The organism is Teichococcus aerophilus (assembly GCF_014490485.1).
Classification (GTDB): Bacteria; Pseudomonadota; Alphaproteobacteria; order Acetobacterales; family Acetobacteraceae; genus Pseudoroseomonas; species Pseudoroseomonas aerophila.
The window spans coordinates 50684-74768 of record NZ_JACTVA010000007.1; the positions used below are offsets into that span (position 1 = coordinate 50684).

Here is a 24085-nt window from a genome sequence, read left to right on the forward strand (position 1 = left end):
TGGGGCCGGCATGTCAGGCGAAGTGGGCGGCATCGTCTGGAACATCCGTGCACAAGGCGCGGAAGGCGGCGGGAGTCACGCCGTAGGCCTGGCGGAAGCGGCGGCCGAGATGGCTCTGGTCGGCGAAGCCGCAGGCAGCGGCGGCGGCGGCCGGCCGCTCGCCCCCGGCCAGCAGGCGGCGGGCCAGCAGCAGCCGCAGCTGCAACAGATAGGCGTGGGGCGAGGTGCCGTAGGCAGCGCGGAAGGCCCGCGCCAGCTGGAAACGGTCCGCCGCCCCCGCCGCCTGCGCCAACGCATCGGCGCCGATGTCCGCCGCCACGTCGTCATGCAACACCTCCCGCGCCAGCCGGGCCACCCTGGCGGCGCGGCCACCCGATGCCACGCGGGGGGCAGGGCCCAAATGCGGGCGCAGGCGGGCCAGCACCGCGTCCAGCGCCGCATCGCGCGCGAGGCGCTCGGCAGGCGCGGAGAGGGCGGCGCAGGCGTGGCGGATGGCGGCGCCCAGTTCGGGATCGTCGCAGAGGCTGGCGGCGAAGCGTGGGCTGGTGCCCGGCGTGTCCGCCAGCCCGGCCCGCAGCCAGGTCCTGGGCAGGTACAGCATGCGGTAGGAGAAACCACCCTCCGCCCCGGCCTGGCCGTCATGCGCCTCCTGCGGCTCGATGAGGATGACGCGGCCGGGGGTGCTGAGGCGGCGCGCGCCCCGGCAGAGGAAGTCCTGCACGCCGTGGTCGGTGACGCCGACCAGCCAGTCGTCGTGGCGGTGCAGGTCGTAGGCATGGGCGGCGAAGCGGGCCTGGATCGCCTCGACGCCCGTCGCCGCGTCATGCGCCAGGCGGACACGGTCCGGCGGCGTCAGCATGCGCGCGGCGGGGGCAGGGGGCGTGGCGGCAGTGTCATGGCATCGGCCACGATAGCCCAGGTGGCCCCGCCGGAGCGAGGCCACGCCCTACGTGATGGCGCAGGTTAGACCTGGGCGTTCCGCGCGTGGGCAAGGCCCTTCGGGAAGCCGGAGCGATCGCGGTAATCCCGCCCGGGGCCCGGCTGCCGTGCGTGCCGCGCCGTCAGCCCCTGGTGGCAGATGACATCCAGCACCGTGATGCCGAGCACCGCCAGCAACGCGAGCTGCGCATTGCCGCGCCGCGGATCATCCTGCTGGGCAGCGACGGCCAGCGTGGCGATATCCAGCGCATCCCCGGCAATGCGGGCGGCCACGCCCGGCGCTGGGTTGACTGAAAGGCATGCCACGCCGCTGCCGATCTCCCGCGCCCCACAGGCGCGGATCATCCATTCGGACCCTTCCAGCCCCAGGGTGCGGGCCACGCGGTGGGCGCCGAACAGCTCCAGCATGCCGAGGCCGATGCTGAACCAGCCGAGGCCCCGCGCCAACTGGTCCGGCGACGCGAGCGTGCCGGGGCCGGTGGAAATGACCCTCGGGTCGCCGGGGGAGCGAGCGGATTTCATCAACATGTTCATGGAACACCTCAGGGCTTGAGAACGACCTTGATGCAGCTGTCCTGCTTGTCGCGGAACATCTTGTACATCTCGGGTCCGTCTTCGAGACGCGCGGTATGGGTGATGACGAAGGACGGATCGATCTGCCCCTCCTCGATGCGGCGGAGCAGGTCGTCGGTCCAGCGGTTCACATGCGTCTGGCCCATGCGGAAGCTGAGGCCCTTGTTCATGGCGATACCGAGCGGAATCTTGTCCACCAGCCCGCTATAGACGCCGGGGATGGAGATGATGCCGCCGGGGCGGCAGACATAGATCATCTCCCGCACCACGTGCGGGCGGTCGCTCTCCATCATCACCGCCTGCTTCGCGCGGTCGAGCAACGTATCGGGCTGGCCCATCGAGACGTGGGATTCAAGCCCCACCGCGTCAATGCATTTTTCTGGCCCCTTGCCCGAGGTCAGGTCGTTCAACCGCTCGATGACGCTTTCCGTCTCGAAGTTGATGGTGATCGCGCCGCCGGCCTGCGCCATGGAGAGGCGCTCTGGAATGCAGTCGATCGCCACCACCTGGCGGGCGCCGAGCAGGATGGCGCTGCGGATGGCCATCTGCCCCACCGGGCCGCAGCCCCAGACCGCCACCGTGTCCGTTGGCTCGATGTCGCAATGTGCCGCAGCCTGCCAACCAGTGGGGAAGATGTCGCCGAGGAACAGCACCTGCTCGTCCGTCAGGTTGTCCGGCACCTTGATATGCGTGGCATCGGCGAAGGGCACGCGCAGGTATTCGGCCTGGCCGCCCGGGTAGCCGCCGGTGAGGTGAGTATAGCCGAACAGGCCGGCCGTGCTGTGGCCATAGACCTTGTCGGCCATTTCCTTGTTCCGGTTGCTGCGCTCGCAGACCGAGAAATTGCCGCGCCGGCACTGGTCGCACTGGCCGCAGATGATGGTGAAGGGCACCACGATACGGTCGCCCTTCTTGAGCTTGCCCTTGGCCTCGCTGCCGACCTCCACCACCTCGCCCATCATCTCGTGCCCCATGATGTCGCCATTCTTCATCGCGGGGATGAAGTTATGGAACAGGTGCAGGTCGGAGCCGCATATGGCGCAGCTTGTGACTTTGATGATGGCGTCGCGCGGATCTTCGATCCCCGGATCGGAGACCTGATCACAGCGGATATCCTGTTTACCGTGCCATACGAGAGCTTTCATTGCAGGGTCCCATCCCATTCGTGAGGGCGCATCCCGGCAGCTACGCACTGCCGCACCTGTCACAGAACGATGGATTCGCGCAGGCGTTTCGTGGCGAATGTTCTTCCGAATGCGGAATTATCCGCAATGGATTCCGTAACCTGCCTGTAGCTGGGCTATGATTTCCTGAGTTGATGGAATCAGAATGCATCCTTCATCCCGGCATGCGGCCGGATGCAGCGGGGGGACATTATCCTGCTTGCTGCCGTGCCCAAGTTCCCGACACAGCATACCTTCAGCTGGGAACTTTGGAATCTCCGTTCACTCACCCGGTAGTACGCTCGGCAGCATAGGTGCCGTTCACGCTCCTGGCTTGTGCGACGCATAAATACCGACACCCGCGATGGATCAGCCTACGGTGGCTTACCCGTGCGAGCGGATCACACTGGCCGGCCCGGCGAGGCGGACCTGGTTCCGCCCTGCGTTCTTGGCACCGTAGAGGGCGTGGTCCGCCTCCTGGTACACCGTGTCGAAATCCCGCCCCTGGCACAGCGCCACGCCGGCGGAGACGGTGACCGGCACGGTGATGCCATCGATCAGGAAAGGCCGGGTGGAAAGGCGCCGCGCCAGCCGGTCAAGCCGCTGCGCCAGCGCCGCCGATGACTGCTTCCAGGCTACGAAGGCGAATTCCTCGCCACCGACACGGCCGACCAGGCCCAGGCCATCCAGCTCCTCAACCAGCACACCGGCCAGTTGCTGCAACGTGGCATCGCCGACGCCGTGGCCATGGGTGTCGTTGATGCGCTTGAAATGGTCCACGTCGATCAGCACCAGCGCGGTGTCGCGTTCGTTATGCCGCTGGAAGGCGGAGAGCACGGCGCGGCGGTTGGGCAGGCCGGTCAGGTCGTCGGTACGGCTCAGCAGCTCCAGCTGCACCTGGGCGCGCCACAGGTTCAGGTGGGCGTAGCCCAGGCTGCCCAGCAGGGGCAGGGCGATGACCGAGGCCACCAGGATGGTGACGACCCAGGAGCGGATGGCCGTTTCCCAATCCGTGAAAAAGATCAGCTGCTGCGCCACGTCCACCAGCAGCGCGGTACCGATCGCGGACGCGGTGGCAAGAAGCAGATAGCGGGCCAGGTCCCGGCGGTTACGGATGACGGGGCTGAAGATCCGCTTCAAGGGCTTCGGGACGTCCATCGAGGATGCGCGGATACCGCCACGCCGGACAGGGACCATACCGCATCGCGTGATGGCTCACCAACCCGTGATATCGGGGGTGAGCTCCGCGCCCACGCTGGGTAACGTGGCCCCCTTAACCATTGATGAACGTCGGCGCGTGCCGCCAGGGCCAAGGTTCCGTCCATCCTCCGCTTTTAGGTCTTGTCATGTTATAACGTTTCATTCATGCCGTGACCCATGACAGCAGCCATCCTCCCACGCCGTGCCTTGCTCGCTTCCGCGGCCGGCCTGCCTTTCCTGCCCCGTGCCGCCGCCGCACAACCGGCGTCGGACACCTTCCGCGTCGTCACCTCGCAGGAGATCAATGGGCTGGACCCCTCCCGCTCCGGCTATGTCTTCGCCCGCATGCAGGTGGTGGAGACGCTGACCGGCGCCGATGATGGCGGCCTGCCGGTGCCGCAGCTCGCCCGCGCCTGGACCCTGTCCGAAGACCGGCTGACGTGGCGCTTCGAACTGCGCCCTGACGCCCGTTTCCACGACGGCACCTCGGTTACCGCCGAGGCCGTCGCCTTCTGCCTGGATCGCGCGCGACGGCAGACCGGGGTACTCGGCAACATCCCGATCGAGAGCATTGCCGTCGAGGCGGGGGGTATCGTCATCCGCACCCGCCGCCCCTTCGTCTCGCTGACCGCCTTCCTGGCCCACTACAGTACCGCCATCCTGGCGCCAGCTTCGTTCGAGGGGGAGGCGGTGCGCGCCGTCATCGGCAGCGGGCCGTACAAGGTGGCACGGCTGCTGGCGCCCCAGCGGCTGGAGACCGAGCGTTCCGATCACTGGGACGGGCCGCCGCCAGCCTTCGCCCGCGCCAGCTACCTAGCCGCCGGCCGGGGCGAGACCCGCGCGGCAATGGCCGAAGGCGGGCAGGCCGAGATGGTGGCGCAGCTGGCGCCGGAAACGGTGGAGCGGTTGCGGCGCAATCCACGCCTCGATATCCGCGTACAGCCCATCCCGCGCACCCGGTTGATCAAGCTGAACTGCGCCTCGCCCCTGTTCAATGATGTGCGGGCGCGGCGGGCCGTCAGCCTGGCGCTGGACCGCGCCGGCATGGCGGCGGCGCTGCTGCGCTCGCCCGCCTCCGCCGCCACGCAGATGTTTCCGGCCAGCATGGCGGAATGGCACGTGCCGTCCCTGCCGCCGCTGCGGCGGGACGTGGCGGAAGCGCGGCGGCTGCTCGGTGCGCTCGGCTGGCAGCCGGGGCCGGATGGCCTGCTGGTGCGCGACGGCGCGCCGTTCCGCTTCACCCTCCGCACTTTCTCCGACCGGCCAGAACTGCCGGGTCTGGCCACCGCCATGCAGGCGCAGCTGCGGGAAGTCGGCATCGATATGAAGGTCGCCGTCGTCAACAGCGGCGAGATTCCGGCCGGGCACCGCGACGGTACGCTGGAAGCCGCGTTGATGGCGCGCAACTTCTCCCTGGTGCCGGACCCGCTGGGCACGCTGCTGCAGGATTACAGGCCGCAGGGCGGCGACTGGGGCGCCATGAACTGGTCCAGCCCGGCACTGACCGCGCTGCTGGAGGAACTGGGCGCGACCGCCGACGCAGCGGAGCGCGCGGCGCTGCGTGGCCGTGCCTCGACCATCCTGCAGGACGAACTACCGGTCATCCCGGTCAGCTGGTTCGACCTGGCGACGGCAGTGTCCAAGCGCGTCGGCGGGCTGACGGTCGATCCGTTGGAGATCTCCTACCGCGTGGCGGGTGCAAGATGGGTGAGTTGATGCGCGCGCTGGGCGGCCGGGCCGTCCAGGCCCTGCTGGTGGCTTTGCTGGTCGGCGCCTCCTGCTTCCTGATGGTGCGGCTGCTGCCGGGGGACATGGCCTACCGCGTCGCCGCCAGCCGCTATGGCTACGATCTGGTGGACAGCGCGGCGGCGGAGGCCGTGCGGCAGGAGCTGGGGCTGGACCGCCCCTGGTTGCTGCAACTCGGCGCCTGGTTCGCCGATCTGGCGCGGCTGGATCTCGGCGTCTCGCTCGCCTCGGGGGAGGCGGTGCTGGACCTGCTCAGCGTGCAGCTGGGGCACACGCTGCTGCTCTCGGTGGTGGCGCTGGCGTTCTCACTGCTGCTGGGGCCGCCGCTGGGGGTGCTGACGGGGCTGCGGCCAGGCGGCTGGCTGGATGGCGGCGCGCTGGCGCTGGCAGCGGCGCTGCGAGCGGTACCGGCCTTCGTCATCGGCATCGCGCTGATGCTGGTGCTCGCCGTGGAGTGGGACTGGCTGCCGGTGGCCGGCGTCGGCGGCTGGCGGGAAGTGATCCTGCCGGCGCTGACCCTGGCGCTGGGGCTCGCCGCCGCGTCGTCCCGCGTCACGCGGGATGCGGTCGCGGCGGTGGTGGCCTCGCCCTACTTCGCCTTCGCGCGGATGAAAGGGCTGTCGGATGCCAGCGCGTTCCGCCGGCACGGGCTGCGCAACGCCTCCATCCCCGTCATCGCCTATCTGGGCCTGCAACTGGTCACGCTGATCGAGGGCGTCGTCGTGGTGGAATCGTTGTTCGCGTGGCCTGGCATCGGCCACGCGCTGGTGCATGCGGTGCTGGGGCGGGACATCCCGATGGTACAGGGCACGGCGCTGCTGATGGGCCTGTTGTTCGTCGGCCTGAACGCGGCGACCGATCTGGCCTGCTGGGCACTGGACCCGCGCCGGCAGGGGGCGCGGGCATGAGCCGCAAGCGCCTGCTGGGCGGCGCGCTGCTGGCCGCCGTCATCGCCTTCGCGCTGCTGGGGCCGCTGCATGGGGCGGACCCGTTGCGCCAGAACCTCTCCGACACGCTGCTACCCCCTGGCGGCGCCTACCCGCTGGGTACCGACCATCTGGGGCGAGACCTGTTGGCCCGGCTGGCGGCAGGCGCCCGGCTGTCCTTCGGCTTCGCGCTGCTGGCGGCGCTGGCGGCGGCGGTGCCGGGCATCCTGCTCGGCCTGGTGGCGGCGCTGCGGGGCGGGGTGCTGGAGCGGTTGTTGCTGGGCCTGGCCGATGCGGTGCAGGCACTGCCTGGGCTGCTGCTGGTGGTGCTGTTCACCGCCTTCGCGCCCGGCGAGTTCCTGCCGCTGTATCTTGGCCTCGCCTTGTCGCTGTGGGTGGAGTTCTTCCGCATTGCCCGCAACGGCGCCGCCGCGGTCATGGCCCGGCCGCAGGTGCAGGCGGCGCGGCTGCTGGGCTTCGGCGCCGGGCATATTTTGCGGCGCCACTTGTGGCCTGAAGTGGCGCCGCTGGCGGCCACGTTGTTCGCCTTCGCCGCCGGCACGGCCGTGACCACCATCGCGGCGCTGGCCTTTATCGGTGTGGGCGCCCGGCCGCCGGTGCCGGAGTGGGGCAGCATGATGACCGAACTGTTGCCCTACTACGCCGAAGCGCCGCTGGCGTTGCTGCTGCCGGCCATCCTGATCTTCACCACCGTGCTCGGCTTGCATCTGCTGGCGGGGCGGGAGCGCGCATGAGCCTCATCGTTGAACACCTGCGCATCCTGGGGCCGGATGGCGTGCTGGTGCACCCGGCCAGCTTCGCCCTGCGGCCTGGGGAGCCGCTGGTACTGCTGGGCGAGACCGGCTCCGGCAAGTCGCTGCTGGCTCAGGCCATCATGGGCGTGCTGCCGCCTGGCCTGCGCGCCGAAGGCCGCATCGTGCTGGATGGCCAGGACATCCTGAAGCTGGCGGCACGCGAGCGCCGGGCGCTGTGGGGCCGGGATGTCGCCATGCTGCCGCAGGAACCCTGGGCGGCGCTGGACCCCAGCATGCGTGCGGCGGCGCAGGTGGAGGAGGTGGACCGCCTCGTGCACCGACAGACACCATCGGTTGCCGCCAGCCGGACGGCGGCGCGCCTGTCGCGGCTGGGGCTGGGCGGCGCCGCGCGGCGCTTTCCCTTCCAGCTTTCCGGCGGCATGAGCCAGCGCGTGGCGCTGGCGGCGACCCAGGCGGCCGGCGCACGGATGCTGATTGCCGACGAGCCGACGAAAGGGCTGGATGCCGCGCTGCGCGACACCGCCGGCGCGCTGCTGCGGGCCGAGGCCGAAGCCGGGCGGATGCTGCTGGTCATTACCCATGACGTGACGCTGGCCCGCCTGCTGGGCGGCCAGGCCATCGTCATGCTGGCAGGGCAGGTGGTGGAAAGCGGTGCATTGCCCACGCTGCTGGACGCGCCCCGGCATGACTACACACAGAAATTGGTGGCGGCCGAGCCGGAGCGCTGGGCCGCCTGGCCCCGCCGCCAGCCCGGCCGGACCGTGGCGGCCGGGCAGGGCCTGCGGAAGCAGCTGGGCGGCCGGGAATTGTTCGACGGCCTGGACCTGGAGGTGGCGGAGAGCGACGTCGTCGCCATCGCCGGCCCCAGCGGCTGCGGCAAGACGACGCTGGGCGATGTGCTGCTGGGCATGACGCTGCCGGATTCAGGTATCGTGCGCCGCGCGGAGTGGGCTGGGCCGCTGGGCCTGCAGAAGCTGTACCAGGACCCGCTGGCCGCCTTTGCGCCGCATCAGACATTGGGCGCCGGCATTGCCGAATTGTGCCGCCGGCACGGGCTGGCACCGAGCGCCACCCATGCGCTGCTGCCCCGCCTGCGGCTGGACGCCGGCCTGTTGCATCGGCGGCCAACAGAAGTCTCCGGCGGAGAGCTGCAACGCTTCAGCCTGCTGAGGACCTTGTTGCTACGCCCGGCGCTGCTATTCGCCGATGAGGCAACCTCCCGCCTCGACCCGCTGACCCAGGCGGAGGTGATGCAGCTGCTGCTCGAGACCGTGCAGGAGTATGGCACGGCGCTATTGGTGGTGACGCATGATGCCGCGCTGGCCAACAAAGTGGCCGGGCAGGTGGTGACCCTGCCGCCGCGAAACCCCAGGATAAGGTTGGACAAGACAGCATCCGTTTTTCGGGTATGATGGCACACCCTTCGTAGAACCGGGTGCATGACCAGCTCGCCAAACCGCGCCTTCCTGACCGTCATCCCGGAAACCAACCCGGAGGTGCTGCGCGGCGTCGCATCCGCCGTGCGCATCCAGATCCTGCGGCTGTTGCGGCAGCAGGGGCCATTGAACGTCAACCAGATCGGCGCGCTGTTGGAACTGCCGCAATCGACCGTGGCAGCGAATGTGCTGGTACTGGAGCAGTGCCGGCTGATCGAGACCGAGTTGGTGAAGGCGGCGAAGGGGCAGCAGAAGATCTGCCATGTCCGCTTCGACGACATCGTCATTCGCCTGGATGGCCCGGCGCCGCAGCGGCAGCGGGACCTGGTGGAGGTGGCGATGCCGCTGGGCCTCTATACCTCCTGCGACGTGCAGGCACCGTGCGGGCTCTGCTCTCAGCGTGGCGTCATCGGGTTGCTGGACGTGCCGGACTTCTTCCTCGACCCCGCGCGGGTCGAGGCGATGCTGCTGTGGTTCTCGCGTGGTTTCGTCGAATACAAGTTCCCGAACAACGCCAAGCTGCTCGGCGCGCAGGTGAAGGGGGTGGAGTTCAGCCTGGAGATGTCTTCCGAAGTTCCGGGCACCAGCCTGGACTGGCCGTCCGACATCACGCTCTGGGTCAACGGCACCAAAATCGGCACCTGGACCTCGCCATCCGACTACGGCGACAAGCGCGGGGTGCTGACACCCCGCTGGTGGAAGCTGGAAGGTTCGCAATACGGCCGGCTGACGCACTGGGTGGTGAATGAGCACGGCACCTTCCTGGACGGCCTGCGGATTTCGGACGTCACCCTGGCGGCGCTGAAGCTGGAGGAACACCATTCCATCCGCCTGCGCATTGGCATCGAGGACAGCGCGAAGCACCCGGGCGGGCTGAACATTTTCGGCCGACAGTTCGGCAACCATGAGCAGGACATCGTCATGCGCCTGCGATTGGCCTGATTATACCCGTCAAACGGGTTCATACCGAATAAACGGTTGACGTTGGCCGGCCGAGACTTCTAGCCTTCCCGCAACGATCCACCGGAAACAGGTGGAGTGGGAGGACTGGTCCATGTCGTTCAGCCGCAGAAGCCTGCTGGCCACGCCGATCGCACTCGCCATCACCCCGGCCATGGCCCGGTCCGCCATGGCGCAATCCGCGACGGGCGGCGCACCGCCCCGGCGAGAGACGCTGATCCTGGAGAATCCAGAAGGCGTCATCCGCAACGCCGGCTGGTTCAACATCTGGTCCATCAATGCCGGCAGCCAGTATAACGGCCTGCAGCAACTGGCGATGGACACGCTGTGGTACATCGACCCGGAAAGCGGCGTCGATGGGCCCTTCGACAATTCCCTGGCCAGCGAACCACCGATCTACAACGCCGATTTCAGTGAGATGACGGCCAAGCTGCGGCGCGGCCTGTTCTGGAGCGACGGCACCGAGTTCACCTCCGCCGACGTGGTGCACACGGTCGAGACGCAGGTGAAAAACCCCGGCATGCGCTGGAGTGCGCAGCTGATCCTGAACGTGGCCGAGGTGACGGCACCGGACGCCTACACCGTGGTGTTCAAGCTGAAGAAGCCGAATGCGCGCTTCCACGCCAACTTCATGGTACGCTTCAACGCCATCTGGATCATGCCGAAGCATGTGTTCGAGAAGGTGGCGGACCCGGTGCGCTTCGACTTCAACCCGCCGGTCACGCTCAGCGCCTACAAGCTGCACAGCTTCGACCCCGAGGGCCGGCGTTTCACCTGGGAACGGCGGGAGGATTGGCAACGCACCTCGCTCGGCCGCTTCGGCGAGCCGGGGCCGCGCTATGTCTCCTATGTCGATGGCGGACCGGCGGATAAGCGCGTCATCGCCCAGTTGAACCATGATTTGGACGTCGTGCACGACGTGGCGCCGGAAGGCATGTTCACCCTGGCGCGGCAATCGGAGCAAGTGCGCGGCTGGTTCCCGAAATTCCCTTACGCGCACCCGGACCCGACGCTGCCGTCGCTGATCTTCAACACGCAGAACCCGATGTTCACCGACCGCCGCGTCCGCTGGGCCCTGGCCCTACTGATCGACATGAAGGCGGTGTCGATGGCCGGCTACCGCGGCGCCGCCACCATCTCCGCCATCGCCTTGCCGCCGACCGGCACGCATCCACGCGACTATCACGAGCCGCTGCAGGAATGGCTGGCCGCCTTCGAGCTCGATACCGGCAAGCAGAAGATCAAGCCCTATGACAGCACGATCGGCGCCCAGATCGCGGCGCTGGTGCGGCCTTCCAACCCCAATGTGCCGACCGAGCCGGCAGAGATCGCGCGTTCCCTGGGCCATGGCTGGTGGAAACCTAACCCGCAGGCGGCCACCGAGCTGCTGGAAGCCGCCGGCTACCGCAAGCGCGGCAATGCCTGGATGACGCCCGAAGGCAAGCCCTTCAGCATCAAGGTAGTGGTGGAAGGCGAGACCCGGCCGGTGATGACCCGCACCGGCACCATGATCGCGCAGAACTGGCGACAATTCGGTATCGACAGCCGCATCGACGTCGCGCAGGGCACCAGCATGGCCGACCGCCGTAATGCGGGTGACTTCGAGACGATCATGGCCTGGAGCGTCGAGACCTATGGCGGGCATCCCGACCTCGCCTATTTCCTGGATAGCTGGCATTCGCAATACGTCGCGCCGCCGGGCAAGGCGCAGCCCTGGCGCAACTGGCAGCGCTGGGCCAGCCCGGAGATGGACGCGATTATCGAGCGCATGCGCGCCACGCCGTTCGATGACCCTTCGGTGGTCGAGATCGGCCGCGACTACGCCAGGCTGATGGTGCGCGAGATGCCGATCATCCCGCTGATGGCCTACAACGTCTTCACGACGATGGATACCACCTACTGGACCGGCTTCCCGACCGCCGAGAACCCCTACACCAACCCGGTGCCGAACTGGGGCAACAGCCGCTACATGTTCTCCCGCCTTAAGCCGCGCCAGGCCTGAACCGGTCCGGCGGGTGCACCTGCACTCGCTGATCCCTCCGCCCTTTCCAGCGTCTTCCGGGAACGACAGCATGCGCGGCTATGCCTTGTACCTGTTCAAGCGGCTGTTTCAGTTCTGCCTCGTCGTCTTCATCGGCATCAACGTCACCTACCTGATCACCCACGCGACGCCGATCGACCCGGTGGAGCAGACCATCACCGCCGCGACTGCCTTCGGCACCACCAGCCCGGAAGCGATCGCGATGATGCGGCGCTCCCTGCAGGATCTGTATGGCACCGGCGGCAGCGGCTTCGATCAATGGTTGGCGTTCTGGAGGCGCATCGTGGTCGGTGATTTCGGCCCGTCGCTCTCCGCCTTCCCGACGCCGGTCTCCACCCTCATCCGTCGCGCGCTGCCGTGGACGGCCGGGTTGATGCTGGTGGCAACGCTGCTCTCCTGGGGCCTCGGCAATCTGCTCGGCGGCCTGGCCGGCTATTACCGCCGCAACCGCCTGCTGAAATTCGCCGGCATCGTGGCGATGGGCGTCCATCCTGTTCCTTACTACATCGTTGCCTTCGTCCTGCTGATCATCTTCGGCTATCTATGGCCCGTGCTGCCGATCACCGGTGCCTATGCGCAGGGTTTGCAGCCAGGCTTCAGCCTGGAATTCGCCGGCAGCGTCATTCGCCACTCGCTGCTGCCTACGGCGTCGCTGGTGCTGGTCGGCATCGGCGGGTGGTTCATGGGCATGCGGTCGCTGGTCTCCAACGTCGTGACCGAGGACTACACCGTCTATGCCGAGTTGGCCGGCGTGCGTCGCCGCCGCATCCTCGGCGCCTATGTCATGCGCAACGCGCTGGCGCCGCAGGTGACGGGCCTGGCAATGACGCTGGGCGCCATCTTCAACGGCGCCATCATCACCGAGCAGGTGTTCGGCTATCCTGGACTAGGCTCGCTGCTGGTTGCCGCCGTGCATGCGGGCGACTACAGCCTCGTCATCGGCGTGACCACCGTGTCGATCCTCGCGGTCTCCTTCGCCGTGCTGCTGGTGGATGTGCTCTACCCGCTGCTCGACCCCCGTGTGCAGGCGCGCTGATCATGTGGAAGATCCTGCGCGACCTGCTGCGCTACAACTGGGAATTCACCGCCGGGGTGATATTGCTGGCGGGTGTCACCATCGTTGCCCTGCTGTCCTTCGTTTCACCCTATCCGCCGCTGGACGTCTATGTGGTGGCGCCGGACCTGCCACCCTCCATGGAGCACTGGCTGGGCACGACGTCGCGCGGCCAGGACGTGTTCTGGCAGCTCAGCGTCGCCATCCGCAACACACTGGCCTTCGGCATCGTCGTCGCACTGATCAGCCGGGTCATTGCCCTCGCGGTCGGTCTGTTCGCCGGTTACGCCGGCGGCCCGGTTGACCGGCTGCTGATGTCGGTGAACGACACCTTTATCGTCGTACCGATCTTCCCAATCCTCGTCCTGTTCTACTTCGTCATGCGGGACCAGATGAGCTGGGGCCTGCTGGCGCTGGTTGCCGCCTGCCTTGGCTGGGCCTATGACGCCCGCCTGATCCGCTCCATCGCGCTTTCACTCAAGACACGCGAGTTCACCGCACAATCCGCCTTCTCCGGCATGAACGCGGGCGAGATCGTGACGCGCGAGCACCTGCCCTACGTCATGCCCGTGGTCTTCACCACCACGATGAACAACATGAACTGGAGCATCGGGCTGGAGGTGACCCTCTCGGTGCTGGGCTTCACCGACGTCAATACGCCGACCATTGGCGGCATGATTTACTGGGCCAACCAGCATGCTGCGCTGGTCTCCGGCATCTGGTGGTGGATCGCGGCGCCGGTCGCGCTGGTCATCGCGGTGTTTGTCGCGTTGTTCCTACTGGCGGTTTCGATGAACGAGTATATCGATCCGCGCTCCCGCCTCGCGCGTATGGGTGGCGGCTGATGGGCCCGATCCTCGCCGTCGAAGGCCTGAAGGCCTACTACCAGATGCGCTACTTCGGCACGTTGCGCGAAGTGCGCGCGGTGGACGACATCACGCTGGAAATCCAGCGCGACGAGATCTACGGCCTTGCGGGCGAGAGTTCCTCCGGCAAGAGCACACTGATCAAGACCATCGCGCGCGCCATCCGTCCGCCGCTGAACGTCGTCGACGGCGCCGTGCGCTTCGACTTCGCCGGGCAGGGTCCGCGCGACATCTACACCCTTTCAGCTCCGGAGCTGGCGGCGACGCGCTGGCGGCACCTGTCCTATATCATGCAGGGCTCGATGAACGTGCTGAACCCGGTGCGTCGGATCCGGCATTCCTTTGTCGACTTTGCATTCCGCCACATGAGCCTGCCGATGCCCGCTTTCCTGCGCCGGGTGGAGGAACATCTCGGCCATCTCTCCCTACGCCCGGACGTGCTGGAGAGTTTCCCACACGAGCTTTCCGGCGGCATGCGGCAGCGCGTCACCATCGCTCTCGCTACGGTTTGCCGACCGGACTTCATCATTGCCGATGAGCCGACCACTGCGCTCGACGTCGTGGTGCAGAAGGGCGTGCTGGAAATGATCCGCCGTCTGCAGCGTGAGATGGGTTCGTCCGTGCTGTTCGTCACGCATGATATGGCGGTGCATGCGAATCTGACGGATCGGCTCGGCATCATGTATGCCGGCAGACTGGTGGAGGAAGCGCCGACACGGGCGCTGTTCCGCCAACCCTTGCACCCATACACGGCCCACCTGATCCGCAGCCTGCCGCGCATCGGCGACGACACGCCGCGCCATGGGCTGGAAGGCCGGCCGCCCAACCTCGCGTCGCCGCCGCCTGGCTGCCGTTTCCATCCACGCTGCCCGTTGGCCATGGAGGTATGCCAACAGACGACGCCGGTGATGCAAGAACTTGCACCCGGCCACCGCGTCGCCTGCCACGCCGCGGCGCAGGGGATACTGCCATGACAGTGCCCTTGCTGGAGCTACGCAGCGTTGGCAAGACCTATGCGGGCGGCGGCCTTTTCTCCCGCCGGCGCGTGGCAGCGGTCAAGCAGGTCTCCTTCACCCTGGCGGCGGAGACGCCCGAAGTCTTTGCCATCATCGGCGAGTCCGGAAGCGGCAAGTCCAGTCTGGCCCGCATGGTCCTGGGCATGAGCACCGCCAGCGAAGGGCAAGTGCTGTTCCGGGGCCAGGACCTCGCCGCATCGCGCGGCCGCAGCGCCCGGCTGGATTTCATGCGGCAGGTCCAGCCGATCTTCCAGAACCCGTTCGAGGCGTTCAATCCGCTGACACGGGTAGACCGCTACCTCTATGCCACGGCACGCAACCTGACTGGCGCCAAGAACCAGTCGGAGGCAGAAGCTGCGGCGGATCAGGCGCTGCAACAAGTCGGGCTCTCGCTCACCGAGTTGCGCGGCCGCTTCCCGCACGAACTGTCTGGTGGCCAGTTGCAGCGTGCGGCGATCGCCCGTGCACTGATCCCCGGCCCCTCCTTGCTGGTGGCCGATGAGCCGGTGTCGATGATCGACGCCTCGTTGCGGATGACCATCGTGAACCTGTTCCGTGAGCTGCGGGACCGGCTGCAGGTTTCCATTCTCTACATCACGCACGACCTTGCGACTGCCTACACGATCAGCGATCGCATCGTGATCATGCGGCAGGGCGAGGTGGTGGAATCGGGCGATGCCCGTGCGGTGCTGGCGCACCCGCAGCACCCCTATTCCATCCAGCTCAAGAATTCCGTTCTCTCGGTCGAGGGAGCGTGGAACGACGATGACGATGCGTTGGCGCACGGCACAACGCGCAGCACGGAAGGAACGAGGCCTTGAAGGCACAGGTCACCATCGACCGCGATGTCACCATCGGCGAGACCCATGATCGGCTGTTCGGCGCGTTCGTCGAGCATCTCGGCCGCTGCGTCTATGGCGGCATCTTCGAACCGGGGCACCCGCAGGCCGATGCCAAGGGCTTCCGTCAGGACGTCCTGGCACTGGTGCGCGAGTTGGCACCGACGATCATGCGCTACCCTGGTGGCAACTTCGTCTCCGGTTATAACTGGGAAGATGGTGTCGGTCCGGTGGAACAGCGCCCGCGCCGCTTGGACCTCGCTTGGATGTCGACGGAGCCCAACACCTTCGGCACGAATGAGTTCATCGATTGGTGCCGCGCCGCGAATATCGAGCCGATGCTGGCAGTCAACCTCGGCACTCGTGGAGCCGATGCCGCCCGCAACCTTGTCGAATACTGCAACCATCCCTCAGGCACCTACTGGTCCGACCTGAGGCGCTCCCATGGTTGGGAGCAGCCGCACGACGTGAAGTTCTGGTGTCTTGGCAATGAGGTCGACGGCCCCTGGCAGATGGAGCACAAGACAGCGCTGGAATACGGCCGCGTCGCCACCGAATCCGCCAAGATGATGAAGTGGACGGACCCTAGGCTGGAGCTCGCCGCCTGCGGCTCCTCAGCCCGTAACATGCCGACCTTCGGTGCCTGGGAACGCGAGGTTCTGGCGCATACTTTCGACCATGTGGAGTTCATCTCGCTCCACACCTACCTGAACGACTATGCCGGCGATATGCCGAGCTTCCTGGCCAGCCCGGACCTGATGGACAGCTTCATCGAGGAAGTCGTCGCCATCGCCGATGCGGTCGCGGCCGAGCGGCGTTCCGATAAGCGCATTATGCTGAGCTTCGACGAATGGAATGTGTGGTACCGCACGCGCGGCAAGAAGGAAGGCCGCACAGTACCGGGTTGGCCAGTTGCGCCGCAGATCCTGGAAGAGATCTACACGATGGGCGATGCGCTGGCCTTCGGCGGCGCCTGCATCTCCCTGCTGAATCACGCGGACCGTGTGAAGGCCGCCTGCCTGGCGCAGCTCGTCAACGCCATCGCGCCCATCATGACCGAGACAGGTGGTCCGGCCTGGCGGCAGACCATCTTCCATCCTTTCGCGCAGATGGCCAATCTTGGGCGTGGCCGGGTGCTGAAGGCCCGTGTCGAATCGCCGACCTATGCCACCAGCTACTACGACCCACGCGGCGCGCAGGAGCATAAATTCGCGCTTCCGGCAGTCCCCTACCTGAAATGTGCCGCCGTGCATGACCCGGACGGCGGGTTTGCCACGTTGTTCCTGCTGAACCGCCACTTGGAGGACGAGATGGCGCTGACGGTAGAACTGCGCGGCCTCGATGCCGCCGAGATCGTCTCCGCGCAGCAATTGCGCCATGACGACCTGTCAGCCACCAACACCCGCGATGCGCCAGACCATGTTTCGCCGGAAGATCTTGCGAACGTCGCCCTGCACGACGGCCGGTTGCAGGCAACGCTGCCAGCGGCATCCTGGAACGTGATCCGCATAAAGCTGGGCTGAAGTTATCGTAGTGGCTGCCGTGGCATCAACCGCGGCAGCCGCCACCAGCATCTCAGGTCTCGCCGGACAGGGCGATCATACCCATCGCACATCATAGAATTGCGGGAAGCCACTCCGCACGCCGGTCAGGCGCCGGGTGAAGACAGTCGGCTGGTAGTAGACGCCGAGGGGCACGTAGGGGACGTCGATCCAGAACTGACGCTGGATGTCCTCGCCGATCTTCTTCTGCGCGGCCATATCGGGCGCGTCGAACCATGCCTGCCGCAGCTCCTCCAGCTTTGGCGCCTCGGGCCAGCCAAACCAGGCGCGCGCGCCGTTGCCGCGTAGGCCAAGGTGGCTGGCAGGGTCGAAATTGTTGGTGCCGGTCAGATTGGTGACGAAGATGTTCCAGCCGCCGTTCCGCGGGTCATCCTTCTTCGCGCGGCGCTGGACCACCGTGCCCCAATCCAGCGTCTGCAAATCCATGTTGAAACCGGCCCGCTGCATGGCATCGGCGGCGACGATGCCCATGGCGGCCTGCTGCGGATAATCCCCCGCCACGATCATCACGACCGGCTCGTTCTTGTAGCCGGCGGCGGCCAGCGCGGCCTTGACCTTGGCGTAGTCACGCGGGCTGCTGACAGCCTCGACGCCCACCTCGTTGGCCAGCGGGGTACCGGGCGGGAAGGGGCCGACATTTGCCTTCCACATCGATGGGTCGCTCCCGGCCACGGCCTGCATGCAATCCGTCTGGCTAATCGCAGCCAGGGCAGCCTGCCTGATGGCCGGGTTGTTGAAGGGCGGCAGAAGATGGTTGAAACGCAGACAGCCCAGATTGCCGCTGACGTCCTGAATCATGCTGGTGTAGTTGCGGTTGCGCAGCACCATGGGCATCAGGTCGAGCGTCGGCTGTTGCCACCAATCCACCTCGCCATTGCTCAGCGCGCCGGCAGCCGTGGCGGGGTCGGGGATGACGCGCCATTCGATGCGGTCGAAATGCACGACCTTCGGCCCCGCGGTGAAGCCCACGCCGCCGCCGGTCCGCGGCCGATACGCGGCGAAGCGGTCATAGACGGCCAGGGAGCCTTCGACATGCTCCGCCTTGTTGTATTTGAACGGGCCGGAACCGATGACCTCACTGACCCGGGTAAAGGCATCCGTCTTCGCCAGGCGCTCCGGCATGATTGCCGGCATCGAGGTGCCGGTCTTGCCGAGGGCCGCCGGCAGCAGCGGGAACTTCTTCTTCAGCCGGAAGCGGAACACGCGGTCGGAAACGACGGACAGCTCGTCCGTGGCGAGCATCAGTTCGGCGGCGAAGGCGTCGCGCTTGGAAAACCGTTGGATGGACGCCACCACATCTTGCGCCCGCACCGGCTCGCCATCATGGAAGGTCATGCCTTCGCGGAGGGTGATGTCCCACTGTAGCCCGTCCGCCGAGATGGCATGCCCCTCCACCATCTGCGGCGAGATGGAGAAATCGTCAGCCTGGGCATACAGGGTATCATAGACGAGATAGCCATGGTTACGCGTGACGGTCGCGGTGGTCCAATGCGGGTCCTGCACGGTCGCGTCGCTCTCGGGAACGAAGCGAAGGGTCTTGGAGCCTGGACCATAGGCCTGGGCCAGGGAGAGGCGGGGGGCCGCCAGGGTCGTGGCGGCTGCGGCGGCGAGAAGCTGGCGGCGATTCACGGTGCGGGCTCCCTCAGCGCGGAGGCCCGGGCGAATGCCGCCCGGTATCCTGCGCGGTCCACGTGGCTGTGCTCGCCGGATCTGCGGCTGCCCACGGCACCGGCTCAGGTTAGTCTGGCGCCATCTATGCCTTGCGGGAAGGGGAATCCCGCGCCATGCCGTCATTGGTCGTGCAGAAGGGCCCCGGACAGGCCGCGGAAGGCCGCAGCCAGCGGGCGCCGTGACGTCACCCCAACATCAGCACCTTCTTCCAGCCGCTTCCACGCAGCGGTTGGCAGCGCTTGCTCCACGAATGACGCTCATGGCCGCTGACGAAGACGAGTTCAGGCCCCTCCGGCCCGATCTGCGCCTGGATCTCGCTCGGCAAAGCCTGGCCTTGCCGGTGCTGCGCCCAGAGCCGCTCCAGCTCCGCGTCCGTCATCTCCGAGTACATGGCACTGCCTAACATTCTGCAACCTCCGCAGAGGTCTCCCCCAAGCTCAGGTGCCGCCCGGGCTAGCCGCCTGAGATGGGTCGAATGTGCCGCATCCCGCGCACAGCGACTGTACGGTTTCGTTCCAAACAGGGCGTGAGGAGCAAAAAAATGCGGGTTCTGCAATGCGGAATGGCGCCAAAAGCCACGCTTTAGGCCAACCCATCTACGTGCCCCGAATCACGTTGTCGCAGCAATCATCATGAACGATGCAGGAGCCCGGTTCATCGCTACCGGAATGTAAGCCGACGCTTACGTTCGCCGCTTCTTCTCATCCGCCGGGGGCCCAGCCATCTTCTGCACCACCAGCAGCAATGCCGCCCGGCTGGAAACGTCCAGCCTTCGATAGCCGAGCAGCAGCGCTTCCTCATCCCCCGCCAGCAGGCCAAGATTGCCCTGGTCTTCGGCCAGCAGCTCCGCCGGTGCCTCCGCGTCGGGGTCCAGGCCCACCAGATAGGCGACGCTGGTGCCAAGCGCGTCGGCCAGCCGCATCAGGCGTTGGCCTCTGGGCACCACCTTCTTGCCGGCGCGCAACTGGTCCAGCAGGTCGGGCGGCAGGTCGGCGGTGCGCAACACCTCAAGCTCCGGCACGCCGAGGCGGTCCAGCCGGCTTTCGATCCGCTCCAGCAGCGGTGTGACATCGATATCCATGCCCTATCCTAGGCCGAACGAGGCCGGTGCCGCCACCGGCCAGCACCAGCTTGATCTTGCCATTTGCCAAGTCGGTCGAGATTTCCAGCCTGGTTCCGAAACCATCGCACCGGTCCACCATTTTATTTTTGCCAAGTCCATTCGATCGCGTCGGCGACATGACCGGCGTCAACAGCAACGTTGAAAGGGTGCCGGCTATGAGTTCTACTTACCCCACCGCAGGTGCACATAACGCCACGCCACCGTTTCGTCCCAGCGAAGGCTCGTCGCGGGAGAACCGACCAGGGTCCGAGCCGCCGGAAGCTGGCAGCGGGAACCTGAAGGACGAAGCGCACCGTGTCGCGTCTGAGCTTGGCGCGCAGGGCAGCAAGGCGGCCGAGGATTTGAAGGCGGCGAAGCAGGAGCTTGGCTCCGCCGCCGCCGACAAGGCCGAAGCACTGGCCGAGCAAGGCAAGCAGGCCGGCTACGAAGGCGGCGTCGGGCTGGCGAATGCCGCTCGGCGCGCCGCCGACGATCTGGAAGGGTCCTCGCCCGAAATCGCCCGCCATGTCCGCACGGCGGCCGATTCTATCGAGAGCGTCGCCAATTCGCTGCGTGAGCGCAGCGTGGGCGACCTGATGCACGATGCCACTGGCTTTGCCCGGCAGCAGCCCGCGGCGTTCTTCGGCGCAGCCGTCCTGGCCGGCTTCGCCATCGCGCGCTTCGCCAAGAGTTCCGCCAGCAGCCAGCCGACCCAGGCATCGTCGGCCGGCAGCCATGGCACGTCCCACAGCACGGGGACGACGACGCCCCCGGCGGCTGGGCGCGCCCCTGGCTGGGTGCCGGCCACGGGGAGCGACGGTAGCGCCACGGTGGTGCCGGCCACCACCGCCGCCGCCACGTTGGGCGGAGCCGCCGCGCACAAACCCGGCGATGCCGAGCCCGGCAGCATGCCAACGATCGGGAAGGAGCCCCTGTGATGTCCGCCGACCTCAACCGCAGCGTCCCCGACCTGATCGCCGACCTGCTGCAACAGACCTCCAATCTGGTGCGCAAGGAGGTGCAGCTCGCGCGGGCCGAGATGAACGAGAAGCTGACCACGATGGGGGCCGCCGCCGCTTCCATCGGCGTGGCAGCCGCCCTGCTGATGGCGGCGTTGGTGATCCTTCTGCAGGGCATCGCGGCCCTGCTGGTGACATTCGGCCTGACCACCTGGGTCTCCAGCCTTATTGTCGGCGTTGTCGTCGCCGTCATTGCCTACGCGCTGCTGCGCGTCGGCATGAACCGCATGAAGGCCGCGAGCCTGACCCCCGAGCGCACCGTCAACCAGGTGTCCCGAGACGCGAACATGGCAAAGGAGGCCGTACGATGAGCTCCACCACCAACCCTGGCAACCGCTCCGCCGCCGATATCGAGGCGGATGTCGAACAGACTCGCATGCGCGTCGCCGATACCATCGTGGCCCTGCGCGACAGCATGTCCCCCGGCCAGATCATGGATCAGGTGGTGGATTACGCGCGCTCCTCCGGCGGTGCCGATTTCACGCGGAACCTGGGCGCCCAGGTGCGGGACAATCCCCTACCGGTCGTCCTGATCGGCGCGGGCATCGGTTGGCTGCTGCTCTCCAACGGCAACAGGTCGGCTTCCGCACACTCAGCGCCGCAGCGCATGCTACCGCCGCCCGCGGCCAGCCACGACGGCCCGGGGATGATGGAGCGGGCAACCCAGGCCGGCGCGCATCTGCGTGACAATGTGCACGGTACGGCCAGCAGCGTCGGCTCCACCATCAGTGGCGCCGCCAGCAGCGCGGGCTCCGCCGCCAGCCATGCGGCCGGCACGGTCAGCGGTGCGATCCACGCTGCCGGCGAAGCGGTATCCGGCATGGTCGGCGGCGTGGCCTCCGCCGCCGGTTCGGCGCGGGATTCCACACGAGCCTATGGGCATGACGCCAGCCACGCGGCGCGGCAGGGCTTCTCGGCCGCGGCCGGCAGCGTCAACCGGCTGGGCCAGCAGACCGGCCAGATGAGCGACCATTTCCGCCAGAGCTGGCAACAGGCCAGTGCGGAACAGCCGCTGTTGATCGGTGCCCTCGGCCTGGCCCTGGGAGCGGTGGTCGGCGCGCTGCTGCCCCGCACGCAGACCGAGGACCGGCTGGTCGGCGAAGCCAGCGACAACATGGCGCATCAGCTCGGCGCCGCCGCGCAGGAAGGCTACGCCCAGGCCAAGGAGGTCGTGACCGAACACGCCACCAACCTGCAGGAAAAGATGAGCGGCGGCGACGGCACCTCCGCCTCCTCCCTGGGGGACAAGGTGGTGGAGACGGCGAACGAGGTGAGGAAGACGATGAGCGAGGCCGCGCACGACCTGGGCAACCGCGCCAAGGAGAAGCAGGACGGCGAGGAAGCGGGCTTGTCGGCCGACAAGCCCGCCAGCCCGATCGGCGAGACCCCCGCCCGGTCCATCGTGGCGGACGACCAGCCGCGGCGCGCGCTGTAAGGCACGACGGGTCGGTCACCGCGCAACCGGACGGCGCCGCGCATTCCGCGCGGCGCCGTTCAGCTGTCCTGCGCTGCCAGGCTGCGCTTCAGCCGGGCAATGGCACCGGGCAGGCCGCGGATCTTCAGCACCCGGCCGTTCTCGTCGTAGTCCTCGGACAGTACGCGCGCGCTGTCGTAGATTTCGCCGATCAGCCCCTGCCGGGTGTAGGGCAGCGTCAGCACGTCCTCGATCATCTCCGCCTCGAAGAAGGCGATGATGGTGTCCCGCAGCGCGCTGACATCCTCCGGCCGGTGGGCAGAGAGCAGGATGGCATCGGGATGCTTCTCGATCAGCGCGGCCCGCGCGGCGTCATCCACCCGGTCCAGCTTATTCAGCACCAGGCGGGACGGCACGGCATCCGCGCCGATCTCGCGCAGGACGCTGCGGCTAACCTCCAGCTGCGCCTCGTAGGTCGGGTCGGAGGCATCGACCACGAACAACAGCAGCGATGCCTCTAGCGCCTCCGTCAGGGTGGAACGGAAGGAGGCGACCAAATCGTGCGGCAGTTGCTTGATGAAGCCGACGGTGTCGGACACCAGCACGCGCGGCCGCGTCTCCGGTTGCAGGATGCGCACGGTGGTGTCGAGCGTGGCGAAAAGCTTGTCCTCCACCAGCACCTGGCTGCCGGTCAGCGCCCGCATCAGGGAGGACTTTCCCGCATTGGTGTAGCCCACCAGCGCCACCCGCAACTGGTCCCGGCGCGCGGAACGGCGGTGGTCGCTGTCCCGCTGCACGGCTTCCAGCTGCTCCTTCAACTCCGCCAGCCGGTCGCGGATCTTGCGGCGGTCGAGGTCGAGGGTGCTCTCGCCCGCGCCGGGCCCCTGCCGGCGCTCGCCGCCGCCCGAGGATTCCCGCAGGCGGGGCGCGACGTATTTCAGCCGCGCCATCTCCACCTGCAACTTGGCTTCGCGCGTATTGGCGTGCCGGTGGAAGATTTCGACGATGACGCCGGTGCGGTCCAGCACCTCGGCGCCCGTCGCGCGCTCCAGGTTACGGATCTGGCTGGGCGAGAGCTCGTGGTCGACGATGACGAATTCAGGCTTGCGGCCGGCCTCCTGCTCGGGCTCCGCCGCGCCGGCAGGCCCCGCGGCGCTCTCGAAGCGCTGCCGCGCCTTGGATTTCGGCGGCGGAGCCATCGAGGTAACGACGCCCGTGCCGCCGGTCAGCGCTGCCAGCTCCGCCAGCTTGCCGCTCCCGAGCAGGGCGCCGGCGCCCGTGCCTTCGCGCCGCTGGGATACGCTGCCGACGACCTCGTAACCCAGCGTCTTCACCAGCCGCCCGAGTTCTTCCAGGCTGGCTTCGTGCGCGATGTCATCGACCTCCGGCGTCTGGATGCCAACGAGGACGGCGCGCGGAATAGGGGGCTTGGTCTCCATGGCGCTCCAGTAGCACGGATTGGCGGATATCCAGCCATCCCCGCGCGGCGCGTGCGCCGGCCCGCCGCCCGTGCCATGAAGCGATGCATGGACGACTTCCTGGCCAGGCTGGATGCGCTGCCGCAGGGCTACAGCGAAGGCCTGTATGAGGGCCGGCGCTACGGCATCACCCTGTCCGCCTCCGCCGACGGCAGGCGCCGCTGGCTCTATGCGGAGGAGTTGGGCGGCACTGGCCGCGTCAGCTGCAACGTCTACCTCGCCGGCGGCCGGGTGTTGCTGAAGCCGTGCGAGATGCCGGAGGAGAGGGTGACCGACTTCCTCCTCCGGCTCCGCACGCCCTAGC

General features: G+C 67.5%; 23 protein-coding genes. 15 read left to right on the forward strand and 8 right to left on the reverse strand.

Annotated elements, in window-relative coordinates:
- Positions 1-13: 13 nt before the first annotated feature.
- The 4 genes from IBL26_RS06050 to IBL26_RS06065 all read right to left on the reverse strand — a co-directional run bounded on the left by IBL26_RS06050 (position 14) and on the right by IBL26_RS06065 (position 3815).
- Positions 14-943, reverse strand: coding sequence for an AraC family transcriptional regulator (locus IBL26_RS06050; protein WP_367615379.1), 930 nt, complete (start codon positions 941-943; stop codon positions 14-16).
- A gap of 20 nt (positions 944-963) precedes the next feature.
- Complete coding sequence (locus IBL26_RS06055; RefSeq protein WP_206684152.1) at positions 964-1461, reverse strand: hypothetical protein; 498 nt, start codon at positions 1459-1461, stop codon at positions 964-966.
- Positions 1462-1481: 20 nt separating this feature from the next.
- Positions 1482-2657 (reverse strand): zinc-dependent alcohol dehydrogenase, encoded by a 1176-nt coding sequence (locus IBL26_RS06060; protein WP_187783571.1) that lies wholly within the window; start codon positions 2655-2657, stop codon positions 1482-1484.
- Positions 2658-3059: 402 nt separating this feature from the next.
- A complete protein-coding gene (locus tag IBL26_RS06065; protein ID WP_187783572.1) occupies positions 3060-3815 on the reverse strand; it encodes a GGDEF domain-containing protein in 756 nt (251 codons plus the stop codon).
- Positions 3816-4052: 237 nt separating this feature from the next.
- Between IBL26_RS06065 and IBL26_RS06070 the strand changes: the two genes are divergently transcribed.
- The 11 genes from IBL26_RS06070 (at position 4053) to arfA (ending at position 17058) form a co-directional block, all read left to right on the forward strand.
- Positions 4053-5591: an ABC transporter substrate-binding protein gene (locus IBL26_RS06070; RefSeq protein WP_187783573.1), complete on the forward strand. Its 1539-nt coding sequence runs from the start codon at positions 4053-4055 to the stop codon at positions 5589-5591.
- Positions 5579-6529 carry an ABC transporter permease gene (locus IBL26_RS06075; protein WP_187783574.1) on the forward strand — a complete coding sequence of 317 codons (951 nt, stop codon included), beginning with the start codon at positions 5579-5581 and terminating at the stop codon, positions 6527-6529. Before IBL26_RS06070 ends, IBL26_RS06075 begins: the two co-directional genes overlap by 13 nt.
- Complete coding sequence (locus tag IBL26_RS06080; protein WP_187783575.1) at positions 6526-7302, forward strand: ABC transporter permease; 777 nt, start codon at positions 6526-6528, stop codon at positions 7300-7302. The genes IBL26_RS06075 and IBL26_RS06080 overlap by 4 nt, the downstream gene beginning before the upstream one ends.
- On the forward strand, positions 7299-8735 hold the full coding sequence (locus tag IBL26_RS06085; RefSeq protein WP_187783576.1) for an ABC transporter ATP-binding protein: 1437 nt from the start codon (positions 7299-7301) through the stop codon (positions 8733-8735). Before IBL26_RS06080 ends, IBL26_RS06085 begins: the two co-directional genes overlap by 4 nt.
- 27 nt (positions 8736-8762) lie before the next feature.
- Entirely contained in the window at positions 8763-9701 is a 939-nt protein-coding gene (locus tag IBL26_RS06090) for an ArsR/SmtB family transcription factor (protein ID WP_187783577.1), read from the forward strand.
- Positions 9702-9813: 112 nt separating this feature from the next.
- Positions 9814-11721, forward strand: a complete 1908-nt coding sequence (locus tag IBL26_RS06095) for an ABC transporter substrate-binding protein (RefSeq protein WP_187783578.1) — start codon at positions 9814-9816, stop codon at positions 11719-11721.
- A 70-nt stretch (positions 11722-11791) separates the two neighbouring features.
- Positions 11792-12796 carry an ABC transporter permease gene (locus IBL26_RS06100; RefSeq protein WP_187783579.1) on the forward strand — a complete coding sequence of 335 codons (1005 nt, stop codon included), beginning with the start codon at positions 11792-11794 and terminating at the stop codon, positions 12794-12796.
- 2 nt (positions 12797-12798) lie between these two features.
- Positions 12799-13659 carry an ABC transporter permease gene (locus IBL26_RS06105; protein WP_187783580.1) on the forward strand — a complete coding sequence of 287 codons (861 nt, stop codon included), beginning with the start codon at positions 12799-12801 and terminating at the stop codon, positions 13657-13659.
- On the forward strand, positions 13659-14654 hold the full coding sequence (locus IBL26_RS06110) for an ABC transporter ATP-binding protein (RefSeq protein WP_187783581.1): 996 nt from the start codon (positions 13659-13661) through the stop codon (positions 14652-14654). The genes IBL26_RS06105 and IBL26_RS06110 overlap by 1 nt, the downstream gene beginning before the upstream one ends.
- A gap of 2 nt (positions 14655-14656) precedes the next feature.
- Positions 14657-15517, forward strand: coding sequence for an ABC transporter ATP-binding protein (locus tag IBL26_RS06115; RefSeq protein ID WP_367615380.1), 861 nt, complete (start codon positions 14657-14659; stop codon positions 15515-15517).
- Positions 15514-17058 carry an arabinosylfuranosidase ArfA gene (gene arfA / locus IBL26_RS06120; RefSeq protein WP_187783583.1) on the forward strand — a complete coding sequence of 515 codons (1545 nt, stop codon included), beginning with the start codon at positions 15514-15516 and terminating at the stop codon, positions 17056-17058. Before IBL26_RS06115 ends, arfA begins: the two co-directional genes overlap by 4 nt.
- 75 nt (positions 17059-17133) lie before the next feature.
- Here the strand turns inward: arfA and IBL26_RS06125 are convergent, their stop codons facing one another.
- The 3 genes from IBL26_RS06125 to IBL26_RS06135 all read right to left on the reverse strand — a co-directional run bounded on the left by IBL26_RS06125 (position 17134) and on the right by IBL26_RS06135 (position 19849).
- On the reverse strand, positions 17134-18726 hold the full coding sequence (locus tag IBL26_RS06125; protein ID WP_367615381.1) for an ABC transporter substrate-binding protein: 1593 nt from the start codon (positions 18724-18726) through the stop codon (positions 17134-17136).
- Between the two features lie 226 nt (positions 18727-18952).
- Complete coding sequence (locus IBL26_RS06130; protein ID WP_187783585.1) at positions 18953-19174, reverse strand: hypothetical protein; 222 nt, start codon at positions 19172-19174, stop codon at positions 18953-18955.
- A gap of 276 nt (positions 19175-19450) precedes the next feature.
- Entirely contained in the window at positions 19451-19849 is a 399-nt protein-coding gene (locus IBL26_RS06135) for a hypothetical protein (protein WP_187783586.1), read from the reverse strand.
- A gap of 50 nt (positions 19850-19899) precedes the next feature.
- Here IBL26_RS06135 and IBL26_RS06140 point away from each other — a divergent pair, with 50 nt between their 5' ends.
- From IBL26_RS06140 to IBL26_RS06150, 3 genes are read left to right on the forward strand one after another with little or no spacing between them, the layout of a single operon-like run.
- Entirely contained in the window at positions 19900-20808 is a 909-nt protein-coding gene (locus IBL26_RS06140) for a hypothetical protein (protein ID WP_187783587.1), read from the forward strand.
- The gene (locus tag IBL26_RS06145; protein ID WP_187783588.1) at positions 20808-21200 is read left to right on the forward strand and encodes a phage holin family protein; all 393 of its coding nucleotides are present in this window, start codon (positions 20808-20810) and stop codon (positions 21198-21200) included. The genes IBL26_RS06140 and IBL26_RS06145 overlap by 1 nt, the downstream gene beginning before the upstream one ends.
- Positions 21197-22324, forward strand: a complete 1128-nt coding sequence (locus IBL26_RS06150) for a DUF3618 domain-containing protein (RefSeq protein WP_187783589.1) — start codon at positions 21197-21199, stop codon at positions 22322-22324. Before IBL26_RS06145 ends, IBL26_RS06150 begins: the two co-directional genes overlap by 4 nt.
- A gap of 59 nt (positions 22325-22383) precedes the next feature.
- Here the strand turns inward: IBL26_RS06150 and hflX are convergent, their stop codons facing one another.
- The gene (gene hflX, locus IBL26_RS06155; protein ID WP_187783590.1) at positions 22384-23742 is read right to left on the reverse strand and encodes a GTPase HflX; all 1359 of its coding nucleotides are present in this window, start codon (positions 23740-23742) and stop codon (positions 22384-22386) included.
- Positions 23743-23829: 87 nt separating this feature from the next.
- Between hflX and IBL26_RS06160 the strand changes: the two genes are divergently transcribed.
- Positions 23830-24084, forward strand: coding sequence for a hypothetical protein (locus IBL26_RS06160; protein ID WP_187783591.1), 255 nt, complete (start codon positions 23830-23832; stop codon positions 24082-24084).
- Position 24085: the final 1 nt, after the last annotated feature.

What these genes read in the sequence shown, in the direction of transcription:
- IBL26_RS06055 (WP_206684152.1), bottom strand. Translation starts at nt 1,461, where the DNA reads ATGAAATCCGCTCGCTCCCCCGGCGACCCGAGGGTCATTTCCACCGGC.
- IBL26_RS06060 (WP_187783571.1), bottom strand. Translation starts at nt 2,657, where the DNA reads ATGAAAGCTCTCGTATGGCACGGTAAACAGGATATCCGCTGTGATCAG.
- IBL26_RS06070 (WP_187783573.1), top strand. Translation starts at nt 4,053, where the DNA reads ATGACAGCAGCCATCCTCCCACGCCGTGCCTTGCTCGCTTCCGCGGCC.
- IBL26_RS06075 (WP_187783574.1), top strand. Translation starts at nt 5,579, where the DNA reads ATGGGTGAGTTGATGCGCGCGCTGGGCGGCCGGGCCGTCCAGGCCCTG.
- IBL26_RS06080 (WP_187783575.1), top strand. Translation starts at nt 6,526, where the DNA reads ATGAGCCGCAAGCGCCTGCTGGGCGGCGCGCTGCTGGCCGCCGTCATC.
- IBL26_RS06085 (WP_187783576.1), top strand. Translation starts at nt 7,299, where the DNA reads ATGAGCCTCATCGTTGAACACCTGCGCATCCTGGGGCCGGATGGCGTG.
- IBL26_RS06090 (WP_187783577.1), top strand. Translation starts at nt 8,763, where the DNA reads ATGACCAGCTCGCCAAACCGCGCCTTCCTGACCGTCATCCCGGAAACC.
- IBL26_RS06095 (WP_187783578.1), top strand. Translation starts at nt 9,814, where the DNA reads ATGTCGTTCAGCCGCAGAAGCCTGCTGGCCACGCCGATCGCACTCGCC.
- IBL26_RS06100 (WP_187783579.1), top strand. Translation starts at nt 11,792, where the DNA reads ATGCGCGGCTATGCCTTGTACCTGTTCAAGCGGCTGTTTCAGTTCTGC.
- IBL26_RS06105 (WP_187783580.1), top strand. Translation starts at nt 12,799, where the DNA reads ATGTGGAAGATCCTGCGCGACCTGCTGCGCTACAACTGGGAATTCACC.
- IBL26_RS06110 (WP_187783581.1), top strand. Translation starts at nt 13,659, where the DNA reads ATGGGCCCGATCCTCGCCGTCGAAGGCCTGAAGGCCTACTACCAGATG.
- IBL26_RS06130 (WP_187783585.1), bottom strand. Translation starts at nt 19,174, where the DNA reads ATGTTAGGCAGTGCCATGTACTCGGAGATGACGGACGCGGAGCTGGAG.
- IBL26_RS06135 (WP_187783586.1), bottom strand. Translation starts at nt 19,849, where the DNA reads ATGGATATCGATGTCACACCGCTGCTGGAGCGGATCGAAAGCCGGCTG.
- IBL26_RS06145 (WP_187783588.1), top strand. Translation starts at nt 20,808, where the DNA reads ATGTCCGCCGACCTCAACCGCAGCGTCCCCGACCTGATCGCCGACCTG.
- IBL26_RS06150 (WP_187783589.1), top strand. Translation starts at nt 21,197, where the DNA reads ATGAGCTCCACCACCAACCCTGGCAACCGCTCCGCCGCCGATATCGAG.
- hflX (WP_187783590.1), bottom strand. Translation starts at nt 23,742, where the DNA reads ATGGAGACCAAGCCCCCTATTCCGCGCGCCGTCCTCGTTGGCATCCAG.
- IBL26_RS06160 (WP_187783591.1), top strand. Translation starts at nt 23,830, where the DNA reads ATGGACGACTTCCTGGCCAGGCTGGATGCGCTGCCGCAGGGCTACAGC.